Below are 19,767 nucleotides of genomic sequence, written 5' to 3'. Positions count from 1 at the left end.
AAAAAGATGAGAAAAAAATTGTTAGAGGTTAATGATTTAAAAATTAACTTCAAAACATATGCAGGTGTTGTCCAAGCTGTTCGTGGAGTAAACTTTGAGCTATACGAAGGAGAGACACTAGCAATCGTTGGTGAATCTGGTTCAGGTAAAAGTGTAACGAGTAACTCTATTATGAAATTATTACCACAGCCACCTGCTATTTATGCTGGTGGGGAAATTCTATTTAATGGACGCGACCTTGTGCCATTAAGTGATAAAGAAATGGCAAAGGTTCGAGGAAATGATATCGCAATGATTTTCCAGGATCCAATGACTGCTTTAAATCCAACAATGCGTGTTGGGCGTCAAATTACTGAGGTTATCTTAAAGCATAACAAAAACATTTCAAAGTCTGAGGCAAAAGACCGTGCAATTAAATTATTAGATCTAGTAGGAATTCCAATGCCTGAAAAACGTTTCCGTCAATTCCCGCATGAATTCAGTGGTGGGATGCGCCAACGTGTAGTTATCGCAATTGCCTTAGCTGCAGATCCAAAATTATTAATTGCCGATGAGCCAACAACTGCACTTGATGTAACGATTCAAGCACAAATTTTAGAGCTAATGAAAGACATTCAAAAGAAAAGCAATACATCAATCATCTTTATCACACACGATTTAGGTGTAGTTGCAAACGTTGCTGACCGTGTTGCGGTTATGTATGCCGGGCAAATTGTAGAATATGGAACAGTAAATGATATTTTCTATAATCCAAGACATCCGTATACTTGGGGATTATTAGGATCAATGCCTGATCTTAAAAATAATGCAAAAGAAGAGTTACGTACGATTCCAGGTTCTCCACCTGATTTAATTCACCCACCAAAGGGAGACGCTTTTGCAGCGCGTAATGAATTTGCAATGGCAATCGATTATGAACAAGAACCACCAATGTTCAAAATTTCTGATACACACTATGCAAAAACTTGGTTATTGCATCCTGATGCTCCAGAAATTCCGATTCCAGCTGCAGTTCAACAAAGAATTGATGGATACTTAAAGGAGGCAGAAGAAAGTGGCAAATAAGTTATTAGAAGTTAAAAACTTAAAACAGCATTTCGGCTCGCCTTCTAGTCCTATTAAAGCTGTAGATGGTATTACTTTCGATGTATTCGAAGGAGAAACTCTTGGTTTAGTAGGAGAGTCTGGTTGTGGTAAATCGACAACTGGTCGTTCAATCATTCGCTTATATGACATCACAGAAGGCCAAATCCTATTTAAGGGTAAGGATATTCACGCTAGTAAATCACGTCAGGAGTTAAAGGAATTTAATCGTGAAATGCAAATGATCTTCCAGGATCCATATGCTTCATTAAATCCTCGTATGACTGCTGGTGAGATTATTGCTGAAGGCTTTGATATCCATGGACTATACAAAAACAAAAAAGAACGTCGCGAACATATTGGAGATTTACTTGAAGCAGTAGGTTTAAACCGTGAGCACGCTAACCGTTATGCTCATGAGTTTTCAGGTGGTCAACGTCAACGTATCGGGATTGCTCGTGCATTAAGCTTAAATCCAAGCTTTATCATTGCTGATGAGCCAATCTCAGCTCTAGACGTATCGATTCAAGCACAGGTAGTTAACTTATTGAAAAAACTACAAAAGGAACGTAACTTAACGTATTTATTCATCGCCCATGATTTATCGATGGTAAAATATATTAGTGACCGAATTGCGGTTATGTACCGAGGAAGAATTGTTGAACTTGGTGAAGCAAACGAGATTTATAACAACCCAATTCACCCTTATACAAGATCTTTACTTTCAGCAGTACCACTGCCAGATCCACTAACTGAAAGAAAACGTACTAGAATTCAGTACAGCCATGAAGAAACAACTGAAGAAATCAAAGTACACGAAGTATTACCAAACCATTTTGTATATGGGTCAGATACTCAAATCAAAAAATGGACTAACTAAACTTTGCGAATCGCTTTGGTTAAGCAATAGAAAGAAGAGACATCTCAATATGGGGTATCTCTTCTTTCTTTAAAAATAGGTGAATAATTGATTGACATTTCTGAGTAGTGTGACATATAATATGAGTAATAATATGGAAAAGAGGTGAAGTTTTATGACAAATGTATATGCGATTGTAAACAAGCGATTTGGTTTGTCTAATTTCACTCACCTCAAAGAACGGTCTTAACTACCTTCCTTAATGATAACTATTAAGGTGTATTTAATTTACTCTTTGAATGTGTTGAAACCTTTGACTGCCAAATCGCAGCTCAAACGGTTTTTTATTTTGCAAAATTTTTGTGAAAACAACACATTTATCGGAGGAATTTAAATTGAATATAAAATCATTAGGATTAACTACTTTTTTTGAGGACCAAATAAAGGGGTTTTCAGAAGAGAATAAATACGAAAACTGCGTACCTGCTCGCGTGAGTTTAGAGCATAAACATGCTTATCGGGTGATTTCTGAAAATGGTGAATGGCTGGCATCTGTTTCAGGTCTTTATGCATACGAAGCAATTAATCGTGCAGAATACCCAGCTGTCGGTGATTGGGTACTTGTTGAAAAAATGAATGGTGAAGATCGAGCAATCATTCATAAGCTTTTAAATCGAAAATCTCAGTTTTCTCGGAAGATTGCAGGTCGAGAAATCGAGGAGCAAATTGTTGCGGCAAATGTAGATATTGTATTGCTGGTAATGAGTTTAAATGCAGATTTCAATATTCGTCGATTAGAGAGATATTTAGTAGCTGCATGGGACTCTGGAGCAACTCCTATCGTTATTTTAACTAAATCGGATTTATGTAAGGATGTCGACCACTATTTCAGAGAAGTGGAAGCTGTAGCAATGGGCGTAGATATTTTTATAACAAGCTCTTATACAGGCGAGGGAATCGAGGAAATTCGTGCGTTATTTAAAGAAGGGGTTACTGGGGCATTACTCGGTTCTTCAGGTGCTGGGAAATCCACGCTCACAAATGCATTATATGGTGACGTAAAAATGGATGTATCAGATATACGAGAAGACGATGCTAAAGGAAGACATACAACAACACATCGTGAGCTTGTGGCACTACCAGGAGGAGGTTGTTTAATCGATACACCTGGTATGAGAGAGCTGCAACTATGGGATCAAGGAGATAGCTTGTCTTCTAGCTTTAAAGATATTGAGGCGTTCGCATCGGATTGTCGTTATAGAGATTGTACTCACAAAAGTGAACCTGGCTGTGCAGTTAATTTTGCTATTGATAATGGAAATCTTGAGCAAGCGAGATTACAAAGTTATTTTAAACTGCAAAAGGAACTGGCATTCCTAGAAAGAAAAACGAATGCCCAGGCAAAGCTGGCCGAGCAACGAAAATGGAAGCAAATTTCAAAGGGTCAAAAGAAAAAGTATAAATAATCCTTTTCAATAGGAACTTTTGAAATATAAAGTAGTCAATATATAATAATGTTACTATGGCCAACGGAAATTCTCGTTGGCTTATTTTTTTATAAATAATATCGTGAATGAATAAAAGAAAAATTGAATAGGTTGTAATAATAGAGTAGCATTAGAGTATAGAAAAGACAGTGATAGATTCATCACACTATATATTTATACATAAGGAGAGACATAATGGAGACGTGGATAACAACGATAATGGAGGACTTTGGATACTTAGGGGTATTCTTATTAATCATGCTTGAGAATTTATTTCCCCCTATTCCTTCAGAAGTGATTTTAACCTTTGGCGGGTTCATGACGATTTCTACAGATTTAACAGTAACAGGCGTTATTATTGCATCCACAATTGGCTCAGTAGCAGGTGCCATCATTCTTTACGGTGTTGGAGCGATTGTTGGCATTCATAGAATTGAACGATTTGTAGATAAGTGGGGTAGAATTTTACGATTAACAAGTAAAGATATTCATAAAGCCAATGCATGGTTCGAGAAATATGATGTCTGGACAGTATTCTTCTGTCGTTTTATTCCGTTGATTCGTAGCTTGATTTCTCTGCCTGCGGGTCTTGCCAAAATGAACTTTTGGATTTTCCTAGTGCTAACAACCTTTGGTACACTAATTTGGAATATGGTATTAGTCAATTTAGGAGCGGCATTAGGGAACTCGTGGGAAACAGTTGTTCATTACATGGACATCTATTCAAACTTCGCATATGCAGCTATCGTGGTGATCTTTTTAGTTGTAGTTATTCGATTCTATAGAAAAAAGATGAGAAGTTAAACAGGAATGTCCTTCATCCAAGGTGATGAAGGACATTTTTTTAATGGATTGTAGGTTTTATTTTATTGTGGTAATGAAGGGTATTTCTATGGTGCGCTTCATAAGTGGAATGAAGTGCTAACGAGCGGGAGGTGTCGTATGGATGTGGTTCATAATCGGAATGAAGTGCATCCCGCACACCACCCCCAGACTGCACTCCATATGCCAACTGCAGCTCCCAGAATCACTCAAAAAACTCAGCCTCTAGACACAAAAATTTAGATGCTTCACGCTGTGCGTTCAACTTTATCCTTCGGCAGGAAGAAGGCAACTATTAAAAATAGCGGTAAAATGGAGACGATTTTTATTGTAGTCTCGATACCTACATAATCGAGTAAAAAGCCAATCACGACTGCCCCTATCGCTCCCATTCCGAAGGCGAAGCCGGTTGTAAGACCAGCCATTGTGCCGATTTTACTTGGCACTAATTCTTGTGCATAAACTACTGTCACGGAAAAACTAATCATAATTAAGGTGCCGATGATGATTAAGAAAACAAGCACTAACCAAATCGGCATATAGGGTAGTAGTAAACAAAACGGAAGCGGTCCTACTACTGAAAGGATAATAACGTTCTTACGTCCAATTCGGTCAGATAGTGAGCCCCCGAAAAATGTACCCACCACACCAAATGCCATAAAGGTAAAAATAAAGACCTGTCCCATTCTCAGGGTTAAGTCATAGTGATCCATTAAATAGAACACGTAGAAGGTTGTTATATTCGTCGTATAGAAGGAACGAGCAAAAATTACTGTAAGCAGTAATCCAAGTGCAATACCAACCTGCTTCTTTGTAAGTGGTGGTAAGGAGGAGACGAGATTTTTTTTCTTTTTCTTTTCTAATTTTTCTTCTTGGAGCTGGCGCAAATACCAGCGTGACAATTTAAGCAAAATAGCGATACCAATTGATGTTAATAGAAGAACGATAGCGGCTCCATGTTGGCCATACACATCTAGTATGAATGCGCTGATTAATGGTGCTAGTGCTTGTCCTGAATTCCCTCCAACCTGATAAATCGATTGCGCAAGGCCCCGTTTATTACCCGCAGACATAAATGATACCTTGGAGCCTTCTGGGTGAAAGATTGCTGAGCCAAAGCCTAAAAATAAAACCGAGATAAGAATCACCCAATAGGATTCTGCTAAAACAAGAATAAGTAAGCCGACAAAGGAACTCATCATGCCGATGGGTAAGGCATAAGGCATTGGTTTCTTATCACTTACGAAGCCAACAACTGGCTGAAGTGTCGAAGAAAACATATTTAAGACAAAAGATATAATACCAAGCTCTGTAAAGGATAGATTTAGTTCACGCTCCAATAGTGGAAACATTGCAGTAACAACAGACTGCATCGTATCGTTGATTAAGTGCGCAACTCCAATGGCAATCATTACTGGATAAATAGGATTATTGGAGAGGGCATTTTTGTCATTCATATTTTGAAATTCCTACCTTCTATAGAAGCTAATATTTACAATTATACCCTTTTCCACTTGATTTCAAAGGGCAATTTCACGACTCAAAAAATTAACCAATCTCTTTACAGAAACTTAAGTAAGGATTTACCTTTTCTATAATATTAAAGGGTGAGGATGTGTTACAATATAATTTCACTTATAGGAACGGAGGGTTTTCAAAAGATTCAATCAGTTAGACTACGTCACCAAATTTCGAACCACTAATTACATGCTTTCAAAGCTCTGTCATTTGCAGAGTAACTGGGATTGGTCTAACGATTTTGGAAACCTATATTTTATATTCGAGCTCAAGAGGGAGCAGTAACTCTCGTTAAATCGAATTAGGAAAGCTGTTATTGATTTCTTCCACATCAGATCAATACCAACCAACTACAAGAAAAAACAGACAGTGTTTAATGAACGTATTGTAATATAACGGTTCTAATAAGGTTTGAACAATTAAATGACCATTAGAAAAGGATGTATTATTATGAGTCAATCTGAACAAGTTACAGTACAAAATTGGAAGAAAAGCATCACGTTATTTTTAGGAAGCCAAACTATTTCATTATTTGGCTCAGCTCTCGTTCAATATGCCATCATGTGGTATATTACTTTAACTACTCAGTCTGGGATTATGATGACAATCTCAATCATCTGTGGATTTGTCCCAACATTTTTCCTTTCACCATTTGGGGGAGTTTGGGCGGATCGATATAATCGGAAGGTTTTAATACTATTAGCGGATTCGATGATTGCCATTTCTACGCTAATCTTAGCGATTTTATTTTTAAATGGATTTGATTCAATGTGGTTACTGTTTGCCATTTCAGCTGTCCGAGCAGTTGGAACGGGGATTCAAACACCAGCAGTGGGAGCAATCTTACCTCAAATTGTACCAGCGGATAAGCTGACAAAGGTGAATGGTGCGAATGGAAGTATACAAGCACTTATTATGCTAGTAGCTCCTATCGCAAGTGCTGGGCTTCTTGCTACAACCTCAATTGAAATCATTTTCTTTATTGATGTTATTACTGCAGCAATAGCGGTATTTACATTATTATTTTTCTTAAAGGTGCCACTACACGAAAAAGCGAAAGAGGCACAAACAACTGGATATTTTAGTGATTTCAAAATGGGCTTAACCTATATTAATAATCATGCGTTTTTAAAGAAATTCTTTACATTCTTTGCTATGTTCCTCATATTAGCAGCACCGGCAGCCTTTTTAACCCCGCTACAGGTAACAAGGAGCTTCGGAGCGAACGAATGGTATCTATCTGCTATTGAAATTGCCTTTTCGATTGGGATGATGGCTGGAGGTATTATAATTGCTTCTTGGGGCGGCTTTAAAAATAAAACATATACAATGGCAATCTCTGCCTTTGGATTTGGCCTAGGAACAGTTTTACTTGGGATAGTACCTGTTTTTTGGATTTACCTTCTTGTTATGGCGTTAGTGGGATTAGTCATGCCGATGTTTAATACGCCAGCAACGGTATTACTTCAGGAGAAGGTTGAACCTGATTATTTAGGTCGTGTTTTTGGGGTTTTAACGATGATTTCTACTTCTATAATGCCTTTAGGTATGATTATATTTGGTCCTCTTGCAGATGTGGTAGCCATTGAGTGGCTTTTAATTGGAACGGGAATCTTACTGTTCATGCTAGGTTTTGTTTTACTAGGAAGTAAAGTATTGATCGAAGCAGGGAAACCAGATACAGAATAAAATAAAAAGAAGATTTCGGCTTACTACCGAAATCTTCTTTTTTTAGCATCAGGAATGCTTTATGAAAACCTTAAGCTTTAAGTATTAGTATGCTAAACCGAATAGGGCTTTAATATGTGATAAATAACGAACGTGACTAGCTTCTTTCATCAATGAAGCTGGGAGTCCTTTTAATGGGATATTGTTGCTTCCAACTGTAGCAACTCCATCTTTACGTCCAAGACTAGCAAGTGTACCAGAGTTTACAGGACTGAATACTTCAAGCTTTTGACCTTCAAGCGTTGCATATAGGTTATAACCTGCTGTTTCCCCCATTTGCCATGCTACTTGAGCAGTAGGTGCAAATAATGGGCGACCACCATCAGCAGGAAGTGCAACAGAAGCATCACCAACAACATAAACCTCTGGGTGAGATTTAGAACGTAAATACTCATCGATAACAGCTTTACCACGGTCACATTCAAGACCTGATTCTTGTACTAATGGAAGGGCAGCAACCCCACCAGTCCAGATGAATGTGTTTGCTTCGATAATTGAGCCGTCTTTAAGTGAAATTTTATTCCCTTCTACACCTGTAACAGGAAGACCAGTTAAGAATTCAACGCCACGTTTTGTTAAGCTTTCAGTAGCACGAGTAATAAGGTCATCTGGAAGTACAGGCAAGATTTTTGGACCAGCTTCTACAAGCTTGATGCTAAGGTCTTTAAAGTCCACACCGTATTTTCTAGCGATTTTAGGGAAGTTGTCCACGATTTCGCCAACTAACTCAACCCCAGTTAAACCACCGCCGCCAATAACAATTGTTGCATCAGCTGGATTTTTTGATTTTGCGTAAGCAGCAATTTTGCTTTCAATATGGTGATTGATACGGTTTGCATCATCAACAGATTTTAACACCATACTGTTTTCTTCAAGACCCGGAATGCCGAAGAAACCAGTTTGGCTTCCAAGAGCTACTACTAGGTTGTCATACTCCATTACAGAACCATCAACCATATGTACCTCTTTGTTTGCTACTGAGAAAGATTTAACTTCATTTACTACTATGTTTACATCTTTTTCCTTAAACAGCTTTGTTAAAGGGAAAGAAATTGAGCGTTCTGTAGTTGTACCACCAGCAAGGCGGTGTAATTCTGTAATCAGTTGGTGAGTTGGGTATTTGTTTACCACTGTCACTTTTGCTTCTTCTTTACTTACATATTTACGTAATGTTAGAGCAGTTAGTAAACCACCATAACCTGCACCTAAGATGACGATTTCTTTTGCCATGATAAATCCTCCGTCCATACTAGTTAAATATAGGAAACTATTCTTGAGTTTTACGTTCTGCTTGAACTTCTAAAAAAGCATTTGCAAAGCGGAAAAGCTTTTGTGCTTCAGGATCTTTTAATAATTTTAATAGACCAAATAAGCCGATTGTTTCATTTGTAGCATCAGCGCGGTCTTTTGCTTCGATAGCAGTAGCTGCCAGAGTTTTCACTGAACCAATAACTGGCTCTGACATTTCTTTAAGAGCACTTACTGTATCGCTTTTTAATACGTCATCTGTTGCAACTAATTGTGCTAAATCATAAGTCTTAGTTAAAAGTGTTACAACCTCAGTTAGCTTAGGTAATTGCTCTACTAAAGTAGTTAATGATTCTTGAACTTCAGGTTTTAATAATTGGTCAAGTAAATCTGTTCTTCCTGCAAGTAAGCCTTGCTGTGCTTGAGTCAATTCTTCTGACATATCCAATTCTCCTTTGCATTTTGCCTCATGTGCATTTTACTGTGAAAAAATTTGATAAAGCATTTCAAATACAGATATTAAGATGTACTGAAATCAGACCAAATTTTTCATCAATGTGAAATTTATACATCTTCCATGATAAACTAAATATTCTCGTAATCCTATAGTTCTTTGTTAAAAATCTAAATGTTAGTAATATGTTAGAAAATTTTTAATATAAAAATAATTTTATATCAAAACATATACTTTCTAAGAGAGAAAATTGTAGCTTAGGTGTTTTACAAAATGAATTATACGATTTAATTCTTGTAATTTCTAATAAAAAAAATTATTATCCTATTTGTCCACCTGCGAAAAACGTAATGCATACTTTTTTTTATAATAATTTTAATGCTGTTGGTCGTTAGGGATTATACCAGATACCTTCTTTTTAAACTCTTTACTATAATTTGTTGCTTCCATTAAAGCCTTTTCCTCTGTAGGGATTCGAACAGCTAACATTGCAAAATTGAGTAGGGTAAAGCAAATCGCTGTAAAATAAGCCTGAAACATTAAAGGGAGCAGTAAAATTTCAGTACAAACAATAAGATAGTTTGGGTGTCTGATAAATTGATAAGGTCCCTTTTTTACGACGTTTGCTCCAGGCAAGATAATGATTTTTGTATTCCAAAATTGTCCTAAGGAAGCCAAACACCATACTCTTAAGCCCTGCACTAGCAGGAATAAAACAAAGAGCCATAAAAACAAAGGGGAAATTACCCGTTCAAATACAAGCACTTCAGTAATCAAGCTAAGAAAGAAACTAACATGAAGGGCAATCATAAATGGGTAATGAGAAGCACCAGCCTCGAATGCCCCAGCAGCCAACATTTTCTTTTCATTTCTCCTAGCAATTACTACTTCCATTAATCGTTGTAAAATAACAATCGATACAAATAATAAAAAGAACATGATTAACCCCTCCATTGAAGTAATAATGCTTCGCCACTAAAGCCAGGTCCAAGTGCTAATAATAAACCGTAACTATCGGTGCTTGTTTCATTTAGCATAAATTGCTCTAAAACATAATGGACAGTTGGTGAAGACATATTCCCGTGATTTTGAAGTACCTCTCTAGATGTTGCCGTATGTTGTTCGTTCATATTTAATGTATCTTCATAGGCCGCTAAAACCTTTTTTCCTCCTGGATGTGCCACTAAATTCTTAATTTGCTCCTTAGAGAGCTCTTGTTCCTTTAAAAAGTCATCTATAAATGGTCCCAGCCATTTGTTAATAATAGAAGGGATGTCTCGAGAGAAAATGACATGAAGGCCATCGTTTTTTATGTCCCAGCCCATTACATTTTCAGAATCAGGCATCCATTTTGATGCGGTATTTACTATATAAGGCATTGGCTTTTTGTTTTTAATAGCTGCATTATCGCCACTAACTAAAAGGCAGGAAACGCCATCTGCAAAAAGAGAGGCACCTACTAAGTTACTTTTAGAAAAATCATTTGGTTGAAAAGTTAAGCTGCAAAGCTCTACACAAACAACAAGTACATTTGCATCTGGATGAGCTAAACAGTAATCAAATGCTCGACTGATCCCTGCAGCCCCTCCAGCACAACCAAGCCCCCAAATAGGTATACGCTTCATGCGATCTGAAAATTCTAGTTTGTTCATGATACGTGCGTCGATGCTTGGGGTGGAAATACCTGTACTGGATACAAATATAAATGCATCAATATCTTTCGTAGGAATGGTCTGCTCTAAAAAATGTGTATTTGAAAGACAGGCTTCGATGACTTTTACCCCATATTCAACAGCTAATTCAATATACAAATTATTACGTTCCTCAAAAGTATGCTGCTCTTTATGCCATTCTAAAGGAACACAAAAGTGACGCTGTTTTATTTCCCCGTTTGCAAATACCTTCAATAAACGCTCAAGTTGAGGGATTTTATCGGTAAAAAGCTCTTTTGTAAGCTGTTCAATGTTTTCTTGGTTTAATGTATGTGGAGGTTTGTATGTACTAATCGATGAAATTTTTGGCATAGTAAAACTCCTTTTTATAAGTATCTTCCCCTGGAGCATGCTAAATATGCACAATTTGCAAAGGAACTATAAAAGGGGATAATTAAAGGAGTTTGATTGGTGAATCAAACTCCTCACGTGCTATTAATCTGAAGTTTTTTTTGTTTCATTTAAAGTTAATGTTTTTAAAAGCAGCTCTAAATAGAGTAAGAAATAATCGATACAATCCTTCACAAGCTCGGAATATGCATAGAAGTCCGCATTCTTTTGGTAATGTAAATAATCATTTTTTAAAACCTCGAGCAACTTTTTAGAAAAAAGGTGAATATTAGTGGAATGAAATTGTTCAAGACAAGCAATAACATTGCAAAATAAAATAATATCCTCTGAATCAGGATGCTCCAAAATAGCAATATCCTTAAGTAAAATTTCTAGTGATTTGATATAACCGAAAAAGGCAAGGTCATAATAGCCCAAGAGCTCACAGTTAGTAGACTGAGTATATAGGTTTTGAAACTTATTGGATGTATTGTTAATTAATGAGCTCTCATTAAAGCTATACTTTGGAATGGATATCAGAAATTTTTGATTAGTAGTAGCTTCAAGTCGATCATCATTAAAGATAAAATAATCTTTTTTACATGAAGGGCAAGTTAAAGAAATGACACTTAATTTAAAGCTATTATTTTCAAATAAATACGTATTTTCTGTTGTAGGATGAATATCTAAATTGCAATGTGGACATTTATTTATAACTATGTATTCCTTATCGTCATGGTCATATTGTATTTTCTTTAGCTTTTTCTCATGTTTTTGCATTGTAAGATATTGCTCCTTTATAAGGCAGTTAAGTGTCTTTGGAATCGATTCATCTTTAGTATGAGCAATATAATCGGTAATTTTGCATATGAAGGGGAAATAAAAAAGAGGCAAGCAATTGCTTCCCTCTGTATAGCTAATTATTTATCTACATAGTTAATAATCGCATCTCTTAAAAACTCTGTAGCGCCCTTTGCCACCTTGTCGTAATATGCTTTAAAGCGTTCGTCGGCAACGTACATTTCTGCAAGCCCTTTGTGTGCTTCTTTTGAGTAGGAAGCCCATGAGAAGGTTAACCATTCTTTGTGTTTTTCAGCAAGTTCCTGTGCTATTTCTGAAGTTGGGTCACCAGTTGCGATAGCTTTAGGTAGCAAATCGAATATTTCATTTCCGAGCTTTTCCATTGCAGCATAATCTTCCTTAGACATCCCTCGAAGTTTTGCATTAGACTCATCGACAGTTTTGTCTCCGTATTTTTCACGTATTTCTTCACCATACTTCACTTCATTCTCGGCAATTAGGCTCTCTTTGAAGGCCTTGAATTTTTCTTCATTACTCATTACAATCTCTCCTTTTTGATGAGCAATTGTTTTGTCAATTGTCTCGATTAATTTATCTAGGCGGGCTCGTTTTTGGATAAGCTTATTTTGATGGTCCAATAGCGCGGAGAATTGATCAAAGCTAGACTCATTCATGATTTGAATAATAGTCCCTAGATCTACCTCTAATTCGCGTAAAAATAAAATTTGCTGTAATCGATCGATTTCCTTTTGACCATAAATACGATAGCCTGAGCTATTGATTCTAGATGGTTTTAATAGATTGATTTCATCGTAATAACGAAGAGTTCGACTACTTATGCCAGCTAATTTTGCTAATTTACTAATTGTGTACTCCATTGAAATCCCTCCTGATGGATTTATCATAAAGTGTAACGTAACGTGAAGGTCAAGAGTTAAAAAAATATTTTAAGGACGGTTGCTTTACCTCGGAGAAAATCATTAACTAGTCGGATTTAAAACGTGTTTACCTTTTACCAATAAAATAATAATAGCGAGATGTTGACACATGCTTTAATATAATCATATTGAAGAATACAAGCGATATTAATTTTGCCGTTTGAAAGGTAGTCACAATAATGGAAAATAAGAAGGTCCAAGTAAAGCAGCCGAAATACCAAAAGATAGCTGCCGATATAGCATCAAGAATTGTTGAAAAGAAATACTTGGTTGGAGAAAAAATCTATGCACGATCTTCCTTAGCAAGTCAATATAATGTATCCTCGGAAACAGCTAGAAGAGCAATTGCTGTTCTGCAGGATCTGGAAATTGTAGAGGCAACAAAGGGCAGTGGGGTAATGATTAAATCCTATGAAAAGGCTGCACAATTTGTCCATCAGTTTTTAGAGGTACAATCTGTTTATCAAGTCCAGCTAGAGATGCTAGAAAGTATTAAAAGACAAAAAAGTGAGCTAGAGGTTTTACAGGAAACAACAGAGCGATTGGTTAGTAGAACGGAAAGGTTTAAATCTGTTAATCCCTTCGTTCCATTTCAAGTAGAGATTCATGAGGAAACTCCATATATAACGCAAACCATTGGAAGCATTAATTTTTGGCAAAATACGATGGCAACGATTGTAGGAATTCGACGAGGAGTAGAGCTGATTATTTCTCCTGGACCGTATGCTACATTAGAACAAAATGATGTCATTTATTTCATTGGCAATGATGAATGCATAGAGCGAGTTCAAAAATTTTTATATCCGAAATGATTAGGGCATAGATACCGTTTAGGCGGTGTCTAAAGCCCTTTTTTTATTGAGAATAGGTATATCTCTACTACCAGATTCATAGAATGCTAAGTTGACATAAGTAACAACCTTTTGTTAGGATGAAGTTGTTGCTTTGTTGTAATCTAGTAAAATACAGATTTGAGAATTATAGGAAAGGAGAACTGTATGACGAAAATAAAAGTTGAAAATGTTACGAAAATTTTCGGTAAGCATATTAATAGTGCGCTTAAGCTTGTCGAACAGAAAAAAAATAAAACAGAGATTTTAAAGCAAACAGGAGCTACAATCGGTGTTAATGATGCTAGCTTTTCTGTCAATGAAGGTGAAATCTTTGTAATTATGGGACTTTCAGGTAGTGGTAAGTCAACATTAGTACGTCTACTAAATCATCTCATTGAACCAACCAGCGGAAGTATCTACATAGATGGTGAAAACATCTCCAAAATGAATAAACAACAGCTCAGAACAATTAGACGCGAAAAAATGAGCATGGTGTTTCAAAACTTCGGTTTATTTCCACAACGAACAGTCCTTGCTAATACCGAATATGGATTAGAAGTGCGCGGTATCCCTAAAGAAGAGAGAACAAAAAAAGCTGAGCAAGCATTAGAAAATGCAGGGTTATTACCATATAAAGATCAGTTCCCAAGCCAATTATCAGGGGGAATGCAGCAGCGTGTAGGATTAGCGCGTGCCTTAGCAAATGACCCGGATATATTGTTAATGGATGAGGCTTTTTCTGCACTTGACCCATTAATTCGAAAAGATATGCAGGACGAATTATTAGACTTACAACAAAAAGTAAGAAAAACCATTATATTCATTACACATGATTTAAATGAGGCTTTGCGTATCGGTGACCGTATTGCACTAATGAAGGATGGAAAAATCATTCAAATTGGTACAGGTGAAGAGATTCTTACAAATCCTGCAAACGATTATGTTAAAACATTCCTTGAGGATGTAGACCGTTCAAAGGTATTAACAGTAGAAAATGCAATGATTCGCCCAATTTCAGTGAATGTTGAAATGGACGGACCAAAAGTAGCGTTAAAACGTATGCGAGATGAAGAGGTTAGTGTATTGCTTGCGGTTGATAAAAGGAGAGAATTTAAAGGCTATATCACGGCAGACGATGCATTGGAGGCTTCAAAGCGTGGGGAAAAAGATGTGAATGGTATTTTAAAAGCCGACATGCCTGTAGTTCCTCCAGATATGTTAATCCAAGATGTGTTAGGTGTTATTTCAGAATCACCAACTCCGTTAGCTGTTGTTAACGAAAATAAATTAGTTGGTGTATTAATTAGAGGCGTAGTCATCCAATCTCTTGCTTCGAATACAGAGGAGGTGACTCGTGATGAGTAAAATATTAGATCGTATTCCGAGTCTGCCTGTTGCAGATTCAGTGGAATCAGTGATGGATTGGTTAACTGGTAATCTATCATCATTATTTAGCTTTATACAATCTGGTGGTAAGAATGCTATGAACCTTATTACAGATATGCTGGTTGCTATTCCACCGGTTGTATTTATTTTAGTGATTGCCCTTATTGCATTTATAGCAACGAAAAAGAAGCTTGGTTTAGCCATCTTCTCAATCGTAGGTCTGTTATTTATATATAACCAAGGCTTATGGGAACAACTGATGAACACAATAACACTTGTTATTTTTTCAAGTATTATTGCAATCATCATCGGGATTCCAGTAGGGATATTAATGTCAAAAAGTGCTGTTGCAGAAAATGTTATTAAACCGATATTAGACTTTATGCAAACAATGCCAGGGTTTGTTTACTTAATACCTGCGGTTGCTTTCTTCGGTATCGGTGTTGTACCAGGTGTGTTTGCCTCTGTCATCTTCGCACTACCGCCAACAGTTCGTTTTACAAACTTAGGTATACGACAAGTACCAAAAGAGTTAGTGGAAGCAGCTGATTCCTATGGTAGTACTGGCTGGCAAAAACTATTCAAGGTTGAGCTACCATTAGCTAAATCAACAATAATGGCTGGTATTAACCAAACTGTGCTGCTATCTCTATCTATGGTGGTAATCGCATCAATGATTGGTGCACCTGGTTTAGGGCGAGAAGTGTTATCTGCTTTGCAACGTGCTCAAGTAGGTAATGGTTTTGTTGCAGGACTTAGTCTTGTAATCTTTGCTATTATTGTTGACCGTTTAACGCAAAGCTTCAATAAAAAGAAATAAAAAATAGAAAGGAAGATTCGGGTGGATTTTAAAAGATTAAAAATGATGGGTTTAGCCCTAGGTATGGGTGCAATGCTTGCAGCGTGCAGTGGTACAGATGAAGGGGAAACTTCAACTGAAAACACAGGAGATTCAAACGGCTCTACAGCAACTGAGGAATCTAAAGAAATCAATTTAGCTTATGTTGAGTGGGATACTGAAGTTGCTTCTACACATGTAGTAGGAAAAGTACTAGAAGACTTAGGCTATGACGTAACTTTAACTCCATTAGATAACGCTATTATGTGGGAAGCTGTATCAAAAGGGGAAGCAGATGCAATGGTAGCTGGTTGGTTGCCAAATACACATGCTTCACAATATGCAGAATACAAAGATGGTCTAGTAGAGTTAGGTGAAAACTTAACTGGTGCTAAAATTGGCTTAGTTGTTCCTTCTTATATGGATGTGAATTCAATCGAAGAACTAACTGAAGAAGCAGACATGACAATAACGGGTATTGAACCTGGAGCAGGTGTTATGGGAGCAGCAGAACAAGCTATCGCAGAATATGAAAACCTAAGTGATTGGGAATTATTACCTTCATCTTCGGGTGCGATGACTGTAGCCTTAGGTCAAGCTTTTGAGAATGAAGAAGAAGTTATTGTAACAGGCTGGTCACCACACTGGAAGTTCTCATCTTATGATTTAAAATACTTAGAAGATCCTAAAGGTGTATTTGGTGGGGAAGAGACGATCAATACATTTGCTCGCCTTGGATTAGAAGAAGAATCACCAGAAGCTTATAAAGTACTTGATGCTTTCAATTGGACAACAGAAGATATTGAAGCAGTAATGCTTGATATTAACTCTGGCACTAGTCCAAAAGAGGCTGCTGAAAAATGGATTAATGACAATGCAGACAAAGTTGCTGAATGGACTGAAGGCGTAGAATAATTCTAAAGCTGGAGTACATTTAGTATGTGCATTGCAAAAAGTTGCTAAATTTTTTACAAAAGAAGGAGTTATCTTATACTGGATAACTCCTTTATATATAAAGGGGTTGTAATTTTGGTTAAATTAAAAACAATGGGTATTACATTTGGTTTATCAGCTTCGTTATTATTAGCTGCTTGTGGTAGTGATGAAGGAAATCAGGATAATGGGAATAACGCTGGAGAAACTGCTAGTATAGGTGAACAAATCGATTATACGATTACTGGAATTGAACCAGGGGCAGGAACAACAGAGTTAGCCCGTGATACTTTAGAGGAATATGAGAACTTAGAGGGTTGGAACCTTCTAGAAAGTTCAACTGCAGGCATGCTAGGTGCATTAGAAGAAGCCGTTAAAAATGAAGAACCAATTATTATTACTGGCTGGACTCCGCACTGGATGTTCACTGCATATGATTTGAAATTTCTAGAAGACTCCAAAGGCACATTCGGTGGCAGTGAAAATGTAAACACAATCGTAAGAAAAGGTTTAGAAGAGGATATGCCAAGTGCCTATACAATTCTTGACCGCTTTTACTGGGAACCTAAAGATATGGAAGCTGTAATGTTTGACGCACAAGAAGTGCCATTTGAAGAAGCGGCGACGAAATGGATAGAAGAAAATGCCGACAAAGTAGCAGAATGGGTTGAAGGTGTTGAGAAAGTAGATGGCGATGAAATTGAATTAGTTTCAACACCGTGGGATACAGAAAGAGCGTCAGGCTATGTTGTGAAGGCAGTATTAGAACAACAGGGTTATAATGTAACGTTGACACCAGTAGATCCTGCGGTTATGTTCCAAGCAATTGCTACGGGTGAAGGAGATGCCTCTGTTGCACCGTGGTTGCCTTCAACACATGCGTCCTTTTACGAGAAGCATAAGGAGGATTTAGTAGACTTAGGTGAAAACTTAAAAGGTACAGAAATTGGTTTGGTTGTCCCATCGTATATGGATATCGATTCAATCGAGGATTTGCAGCCTAAAGAGTAAAAATAAAGAGGAGAATTCCCGTAATCAGGGAGTTCTCCTTTTCGCGTTATAGAATTATCCACACAAAGACACTTAAAGCAACAGATGTCAAAATTAGAGTAAGAATAGGCTTTAATGCATTTTTACCAAATTTCTTTAAATCTACCGACATTCCTAATGCCGCCATTGCTACAGTTAATAAAAAGGTAGCAGCCTGAGCAACCTGGCTTTGGAACGAAAGCGACATCCAACCATTTTGTAAGGAGATTGTTCCGATAATAGAAAGGGCGATAAATCCTAATATAAAGTATGGAAACGATGCTTTTTTCTTGGATTCTTTATTTTGGAATGAAAGAAACACTATGATCAAGATGGTTACGGGAAAAAGTAAGAGTACTCTACTTAATTTGCTTAGTATTGCTGGTGTTAAAGAATCATCACCAAAGGAAGCACCGGCAAGAAGCGCTTGAGCAATCTCGTGTAGACTAAAACCAACCCATTGTCCATATAAATCGGGGGTCATATTGGTTATAGAAGCTATGAGAGGGGCAACTAATGCGAATATTGTTCCTAGCCATGCAATCATTCCAATTGCTATCGCTGTATCTTCTTCATCTGAATCAAGAATAGAGGAAACTGCTCCAATTGCTGCTGCACCGCAAATTCCAGTACCAGAAGCAAGTAAAAGCAAAAGTTTATAATCTACCCCTAACATTTTACCAATGAGAAATGTCATGAAAAGGGTAAATATAATAACGAGTGCCGCTCGGAAAATAAGGGGAAAGCCTTCATCAACAATCAATTTAATATTTAAACGAATACCATAGAGAATAATCGCAATCCGTAATATGATTTTGGCGGAGAAGTGAATCCCGCTACGCAAATTTTCAGGGTACTGAAAAACATTTCGATAAATAACAGAAATTAATATAGCGATTGCTAAAGGACCTATCAATGAAAGAAAAGGTAATAGACTTAAGCTATAGGCCAAAGCTGTAATGAAAAACATCGATAAAATTCCTATATAAAATCCAGCTGTTTTGTAAATCGTCATATATTAGCCTCACTTTCAACTGCTAGGATAATATGTAGTTATTATATATGTAGTCATTTATATTTCAAAACGCTAATTATTAAAGTAAGGTGATGAATGGGCCTTTAATTCATCACCTTACTCTTATTTATCTATTTTATCGTATCCGATTACCGTCCAAATTCCAGAGGCATCCTGGTTAACAAGTCTTTTTAAATAAACGAATTTGATGATAGTATCGGTATCATTAACTTCTACCACAGCCGTATCCTTTGTACTGTGCAAAAGCTTTATATTTCCTTCTTCTATCGGATATTCCCCTTCAATCCCCTTAGGCGATAGCTGTAAACTCACAAATACTTGTGTGGTTAATACGGGATCGATTCTCCACGGTGAGTGGCCTTCATCTACACTTTTTTGGGCAGTCTCTTCTTTCTTTAAATCATATGGTACCTCTACTTGTGGATTGATATCGTATTCTTTTGCTTGAACAGGGAAGATGATGTTGTTATATACATCAACACTTTCAAGCTCAACTATCAACTGAGTCGATTCGAGAAATGCAGGAATGGCATTTTCTTCTATAATGTCCACAGTAAAAACCTCCGTCTTTAAATAGGTATGTTAAGACATTACCGTTATTATTTACAAAAGATAATATTTTACACTAAAAAGGAATAATAAATTTTAGATGTCAAAAACTCTTTTAAGGTTAGTGGCGGCAATTTATTTTTCTAGTGATTAGATATTTGTTAAGTATGTTATCAATTAGCC

The 19,767-nt window shown here is 36.8% G+C and carries 19 protein-coding genes; 10 read left to right on the top strand and 9 right to left on the bottom strand.

Annotated elements, in window-relative coordinates; translation table 11 throughout:
* Positions 1 to 6 precede the first annotated feature (6 nt).
* The 4 genes from LG296_RS17935 (at position 7) to LG296_RS17920 (ending at position 4,233) form a co-directional block, all read left to right on the top strand.
* Positions 7 to 1,065 carry an ABC transporter ATP-binding protein gene (locus tag LG296_RS17935; RefSeq protein ID WP_107934720.1) on the top strand — a complete coding sequence of 353 codons (1,059 nt, stop codon included), beginning with the start codon at positions 7 to 9 and terminating at the stop codon, positions 1,063 to 1,065.
* A complete protein-coding gene (locus LG296_RS17930) occupies positions 1,055 to 1,963 on the top strand; it encodes an ABC transporter ATP-binding protein (protein ID WP_107934721.1) in 909 nt (302 codons plus the stop codon). Before LG296_RS17935 ends, LG296_RS17930 begins: the two co-directional genes overlap by 11 nt.
* A 374-nt stretch (positions 1,964 to 2,337) precedes the next feature.
* Entirely contained in the window at positions 2,338 to 3,408 is a 1,071-nt protein-coding gene (gene rsgA / locus LG296_RS17925; protein WP_107934722.1) for a ribosome small subunit-dependent GTPase A, read from the top strand.
* A 216-nt stretch (positions 3,409 to 3,624) separates the two neighbouring features.
* Positions 3,625 to 4,233: a DedA family protein gene (locus LG296_RS17920; RefSeq protein WP_107934723.1), complete on the top strand. Its 609-nt coding sequence runs from the start codon at positions 3,625 to 3,627 to the stop codon at positions 4,231 to 4,233.
* 266 nt (positions 4,234 to 4,499) lie between these two features.
* On the opposite strand, the gene LG296_RS17915 is transcribed toward LG296_RS17920, so the two are convergent.
* Positions 4,500 to 5,708: an MFS transporter gene (locus tag LG296_RS17915; protein ID WP_107934724.1), complete on the bottom strand. Its 1,209-nt coding sequence runs from the start codon at positions 5,706 to 5,708 to the stop codon at positions 4,500 to 4,502.
* A 511-nt stretch (positions 5,709 to 6,219) separates the two neighbouring features.
* Between LG296_RS17915 and LG296_RS17910 the strand changes: the two genes are divergently transcribed.
* The gene (locus LG296_RS17910) at positions 6,220 to 7,458 is read left to right on the top strand and encodes an MFS transporter (RefSeq protein WP_107934725.1); all 1,239 of its coding nucleotides are present in this window, start codon (positions 6,220 to 6,222) and stop codon (positions 7,456 to 7,458) included.
* 84 nt (positions 7,459 to 7,542) lie between these two features.
* Here the strand turns inward: LG296_RS17910 and LG296_RS17905 are convergent, their stop codons facing one another.
* The 6 genes from LG296_RS17905 to LG296_RS17880 form a co-directional block, all read right to left on the bottom strand.
* The gene (locus LG296_RS17905) at positions 7,543 to 8,727 is read right to left on the bottom strand and encodes an NAD(P)/FAD-dependent oxidoreductase (protein ID WP_107934726.1); all 1,185 of its coding nucleotides are present in this window, start codon (positions 8,725 to 8,727) and stop codon (positions 7,543 to 7,545) included.
* A 37-nt stretch (positions 8,728 to 8,764) separates the two neighbouring features.
* The gene (locus LG296_RS17900; RefSeq protein WP_107934727.1) at positions 8,765 to 9,187 is read right to left on the bottom strand and encodes a DUF1641 domain-containing protein; all 423 of its coding nucleotides are present in this window, start codon (positions 9,185 to 9,187) and stop codon (positions 8,765 to 8,767) included.
* 387 nt (positions 9,188 to 9,574) lie between these two features.
* Complete coding sequence (locus tag LG296_RS17895; RefSeq protein WP_181418002.1) at positions 9,575 to 10,138, bottom strand: isoprenylcysteine carboxyl methyltransferase family protein; 564 nt, start codon at positions 10,136 to 10,138, stop codon at positions 9,575 to 9,577.
* Between the two features lie 2 nt (positions 10,139 to 10,140).
* Positions 10,141 to 11,223: a type III polyketide synthase gene (locus tag LG296_RS17890; RefSeq protein WP_107934728.1), complete on the bottom strand. Its 1,083-nt coding sequence runs from the start codon at positions 11,221 to 11,223 to the stop codon at positions 10,141 to 10,143.
* Positions 11,224 to 11,346: 123 nt separating this feature from the next.
* The gene (locus LG296_RS17885; protein ID WP_107934729.1) at positions 11,347 to 12,021 is read right to left on the bottom strand and encodes a hypothetical protein; all 675 of its coding nucleotides are present in this window, start codon (positions 12,019 to 12,021) and stop codon (positions 11,347 to 11,349) included.
* 140 nt (positions 12,022 to 12,161) lie between these two features.
* The gene (locus LG296_RS17880; RefSeq protein WP_107934730.1) at positions 12,162 to 12,920 is read right to left on the bottom strand and encodes a MerR family transcriptional regulator; all 759 of its coding nucleotides are present in this window, start codon (positions 12,918 to 12,920) and stop codon (positions 12,162 to 12,164) included.
* Between the two features lie 239 nt (positions 12,921 to 13,159).
* Between LG296_RS17880 and LG296_RS17875 the strand changes: the two genes are divergently transcribed.
* The 5 genes from LG296_RS17875 (at position 13,160) to LG296_RS17855 (ending at position 17,981) form a co-directional block, all read left to right on the top strand.
* Positions 13,160 to 13,792, top strand: a complete 633-nt coding sequence (locus LG296_RS17875) for a TrkA C-terminal domain-containing protein (RefSeq protein ID WP_107934731.1) — start codon at positions 13,160 to 13,162, stop codon at positions 13,790 to 13,792.
* A 186-nt stretch (positions 13,793 to 13,978) separates the two neighbouring features.
* On the top strand, positions 13,979 to 15,178 hold the full coding sequence (locus tag LG296_RS17870) for a glycine betaine/L-proline ABC transporter ATP-binding protein (RefSeq protein WP_107934732.1): 1,200 nt from the start codon (positions 13,979 to 13,981) through the stop codon (positions 15,176 to 15,178).
* On the top strand, positions 15,171 to 16,019 hold the full coding sequence (locus LG296_RS17865) for a proline/glycine betaine ABC transporter permease (protein WP_107934733.1): 849 nt from the start codon (positions 15,171 to 15,173) through the stop codon (positions 16,017 to 16,019). Before LG296_RS17870 ends, LG296_RS17865 begins: the two co-directional genes overlap by 8 nt.
* Before the next feature lie 21 nt (positions 16,020 to 16,040).
* Positions 16,041 to 16,952, top strand: a complete 912-nt coding sequence (locus LG296_RS17860) for a glycine betaine ABC transporter substrate-binding protein (RefSeq protein WP_404427238.1) — start codon at positions 16,041 to 16,043, stop codon at positions 16,950 to 16,952.
* Between the two features lie 114 nt (positions 16,953 to 17,066).
* The gene (locus LG296_RS17855; RefSeq protein WP_181418001.1) at positions 17,067 to 17,981 is read left to right on the top strand and encodes a glycine betaine ABC transporter substrate-binding protein; all 915 of its coding nucleotides are present in this window, start codon (positions 17,067 to 17,069) and stop codon (positions 17,979 to 17,981) included.
* 46 nt (positions 17,982 to 18,027) lie between these two features.
* On the opposite strand, the gene LG296_RS17850 is transcribed toward LG296_RS17855, so the two are convergent.
* Positions 18,028 to 19,014, bottom strand: coding sequence for a YeiH family protein (locus tag LG296_RS17850; RefSeq protein WP_107934734.1), 987 nt, complete (start codon positions 19,012 to 19,014; stop codon positions 18,028 to 18,030).
* 123 nt (positions 19,015 to 19,137) lie between these two features.
* Entirely contained in the window at positions 19,138 to 19,587 is a 450-nt protein-coding gene (locus tag LG296_RS17845; protein ID WP_107934735.1) for a hypothetical protein, read from the bottom strand.
* Positions 19,588 to 19,767: the final 180 nt, after the last annotated feature.

It is taken from the genome of Ureibacillus chungkukjangi, from assembly GCF_044795995.1.
Lineage (GTDB): Bacteria > Bacillota > Bacilli > Bacillales_A > Planococcaceae > Ureibacillus > Ureibacillus chungkukjangi.
The sequence above is the reverse complement of the archived record's forward strand: the minus strand, read 5'-3'. Positions and strand labels throughout refer to the sequence as shown.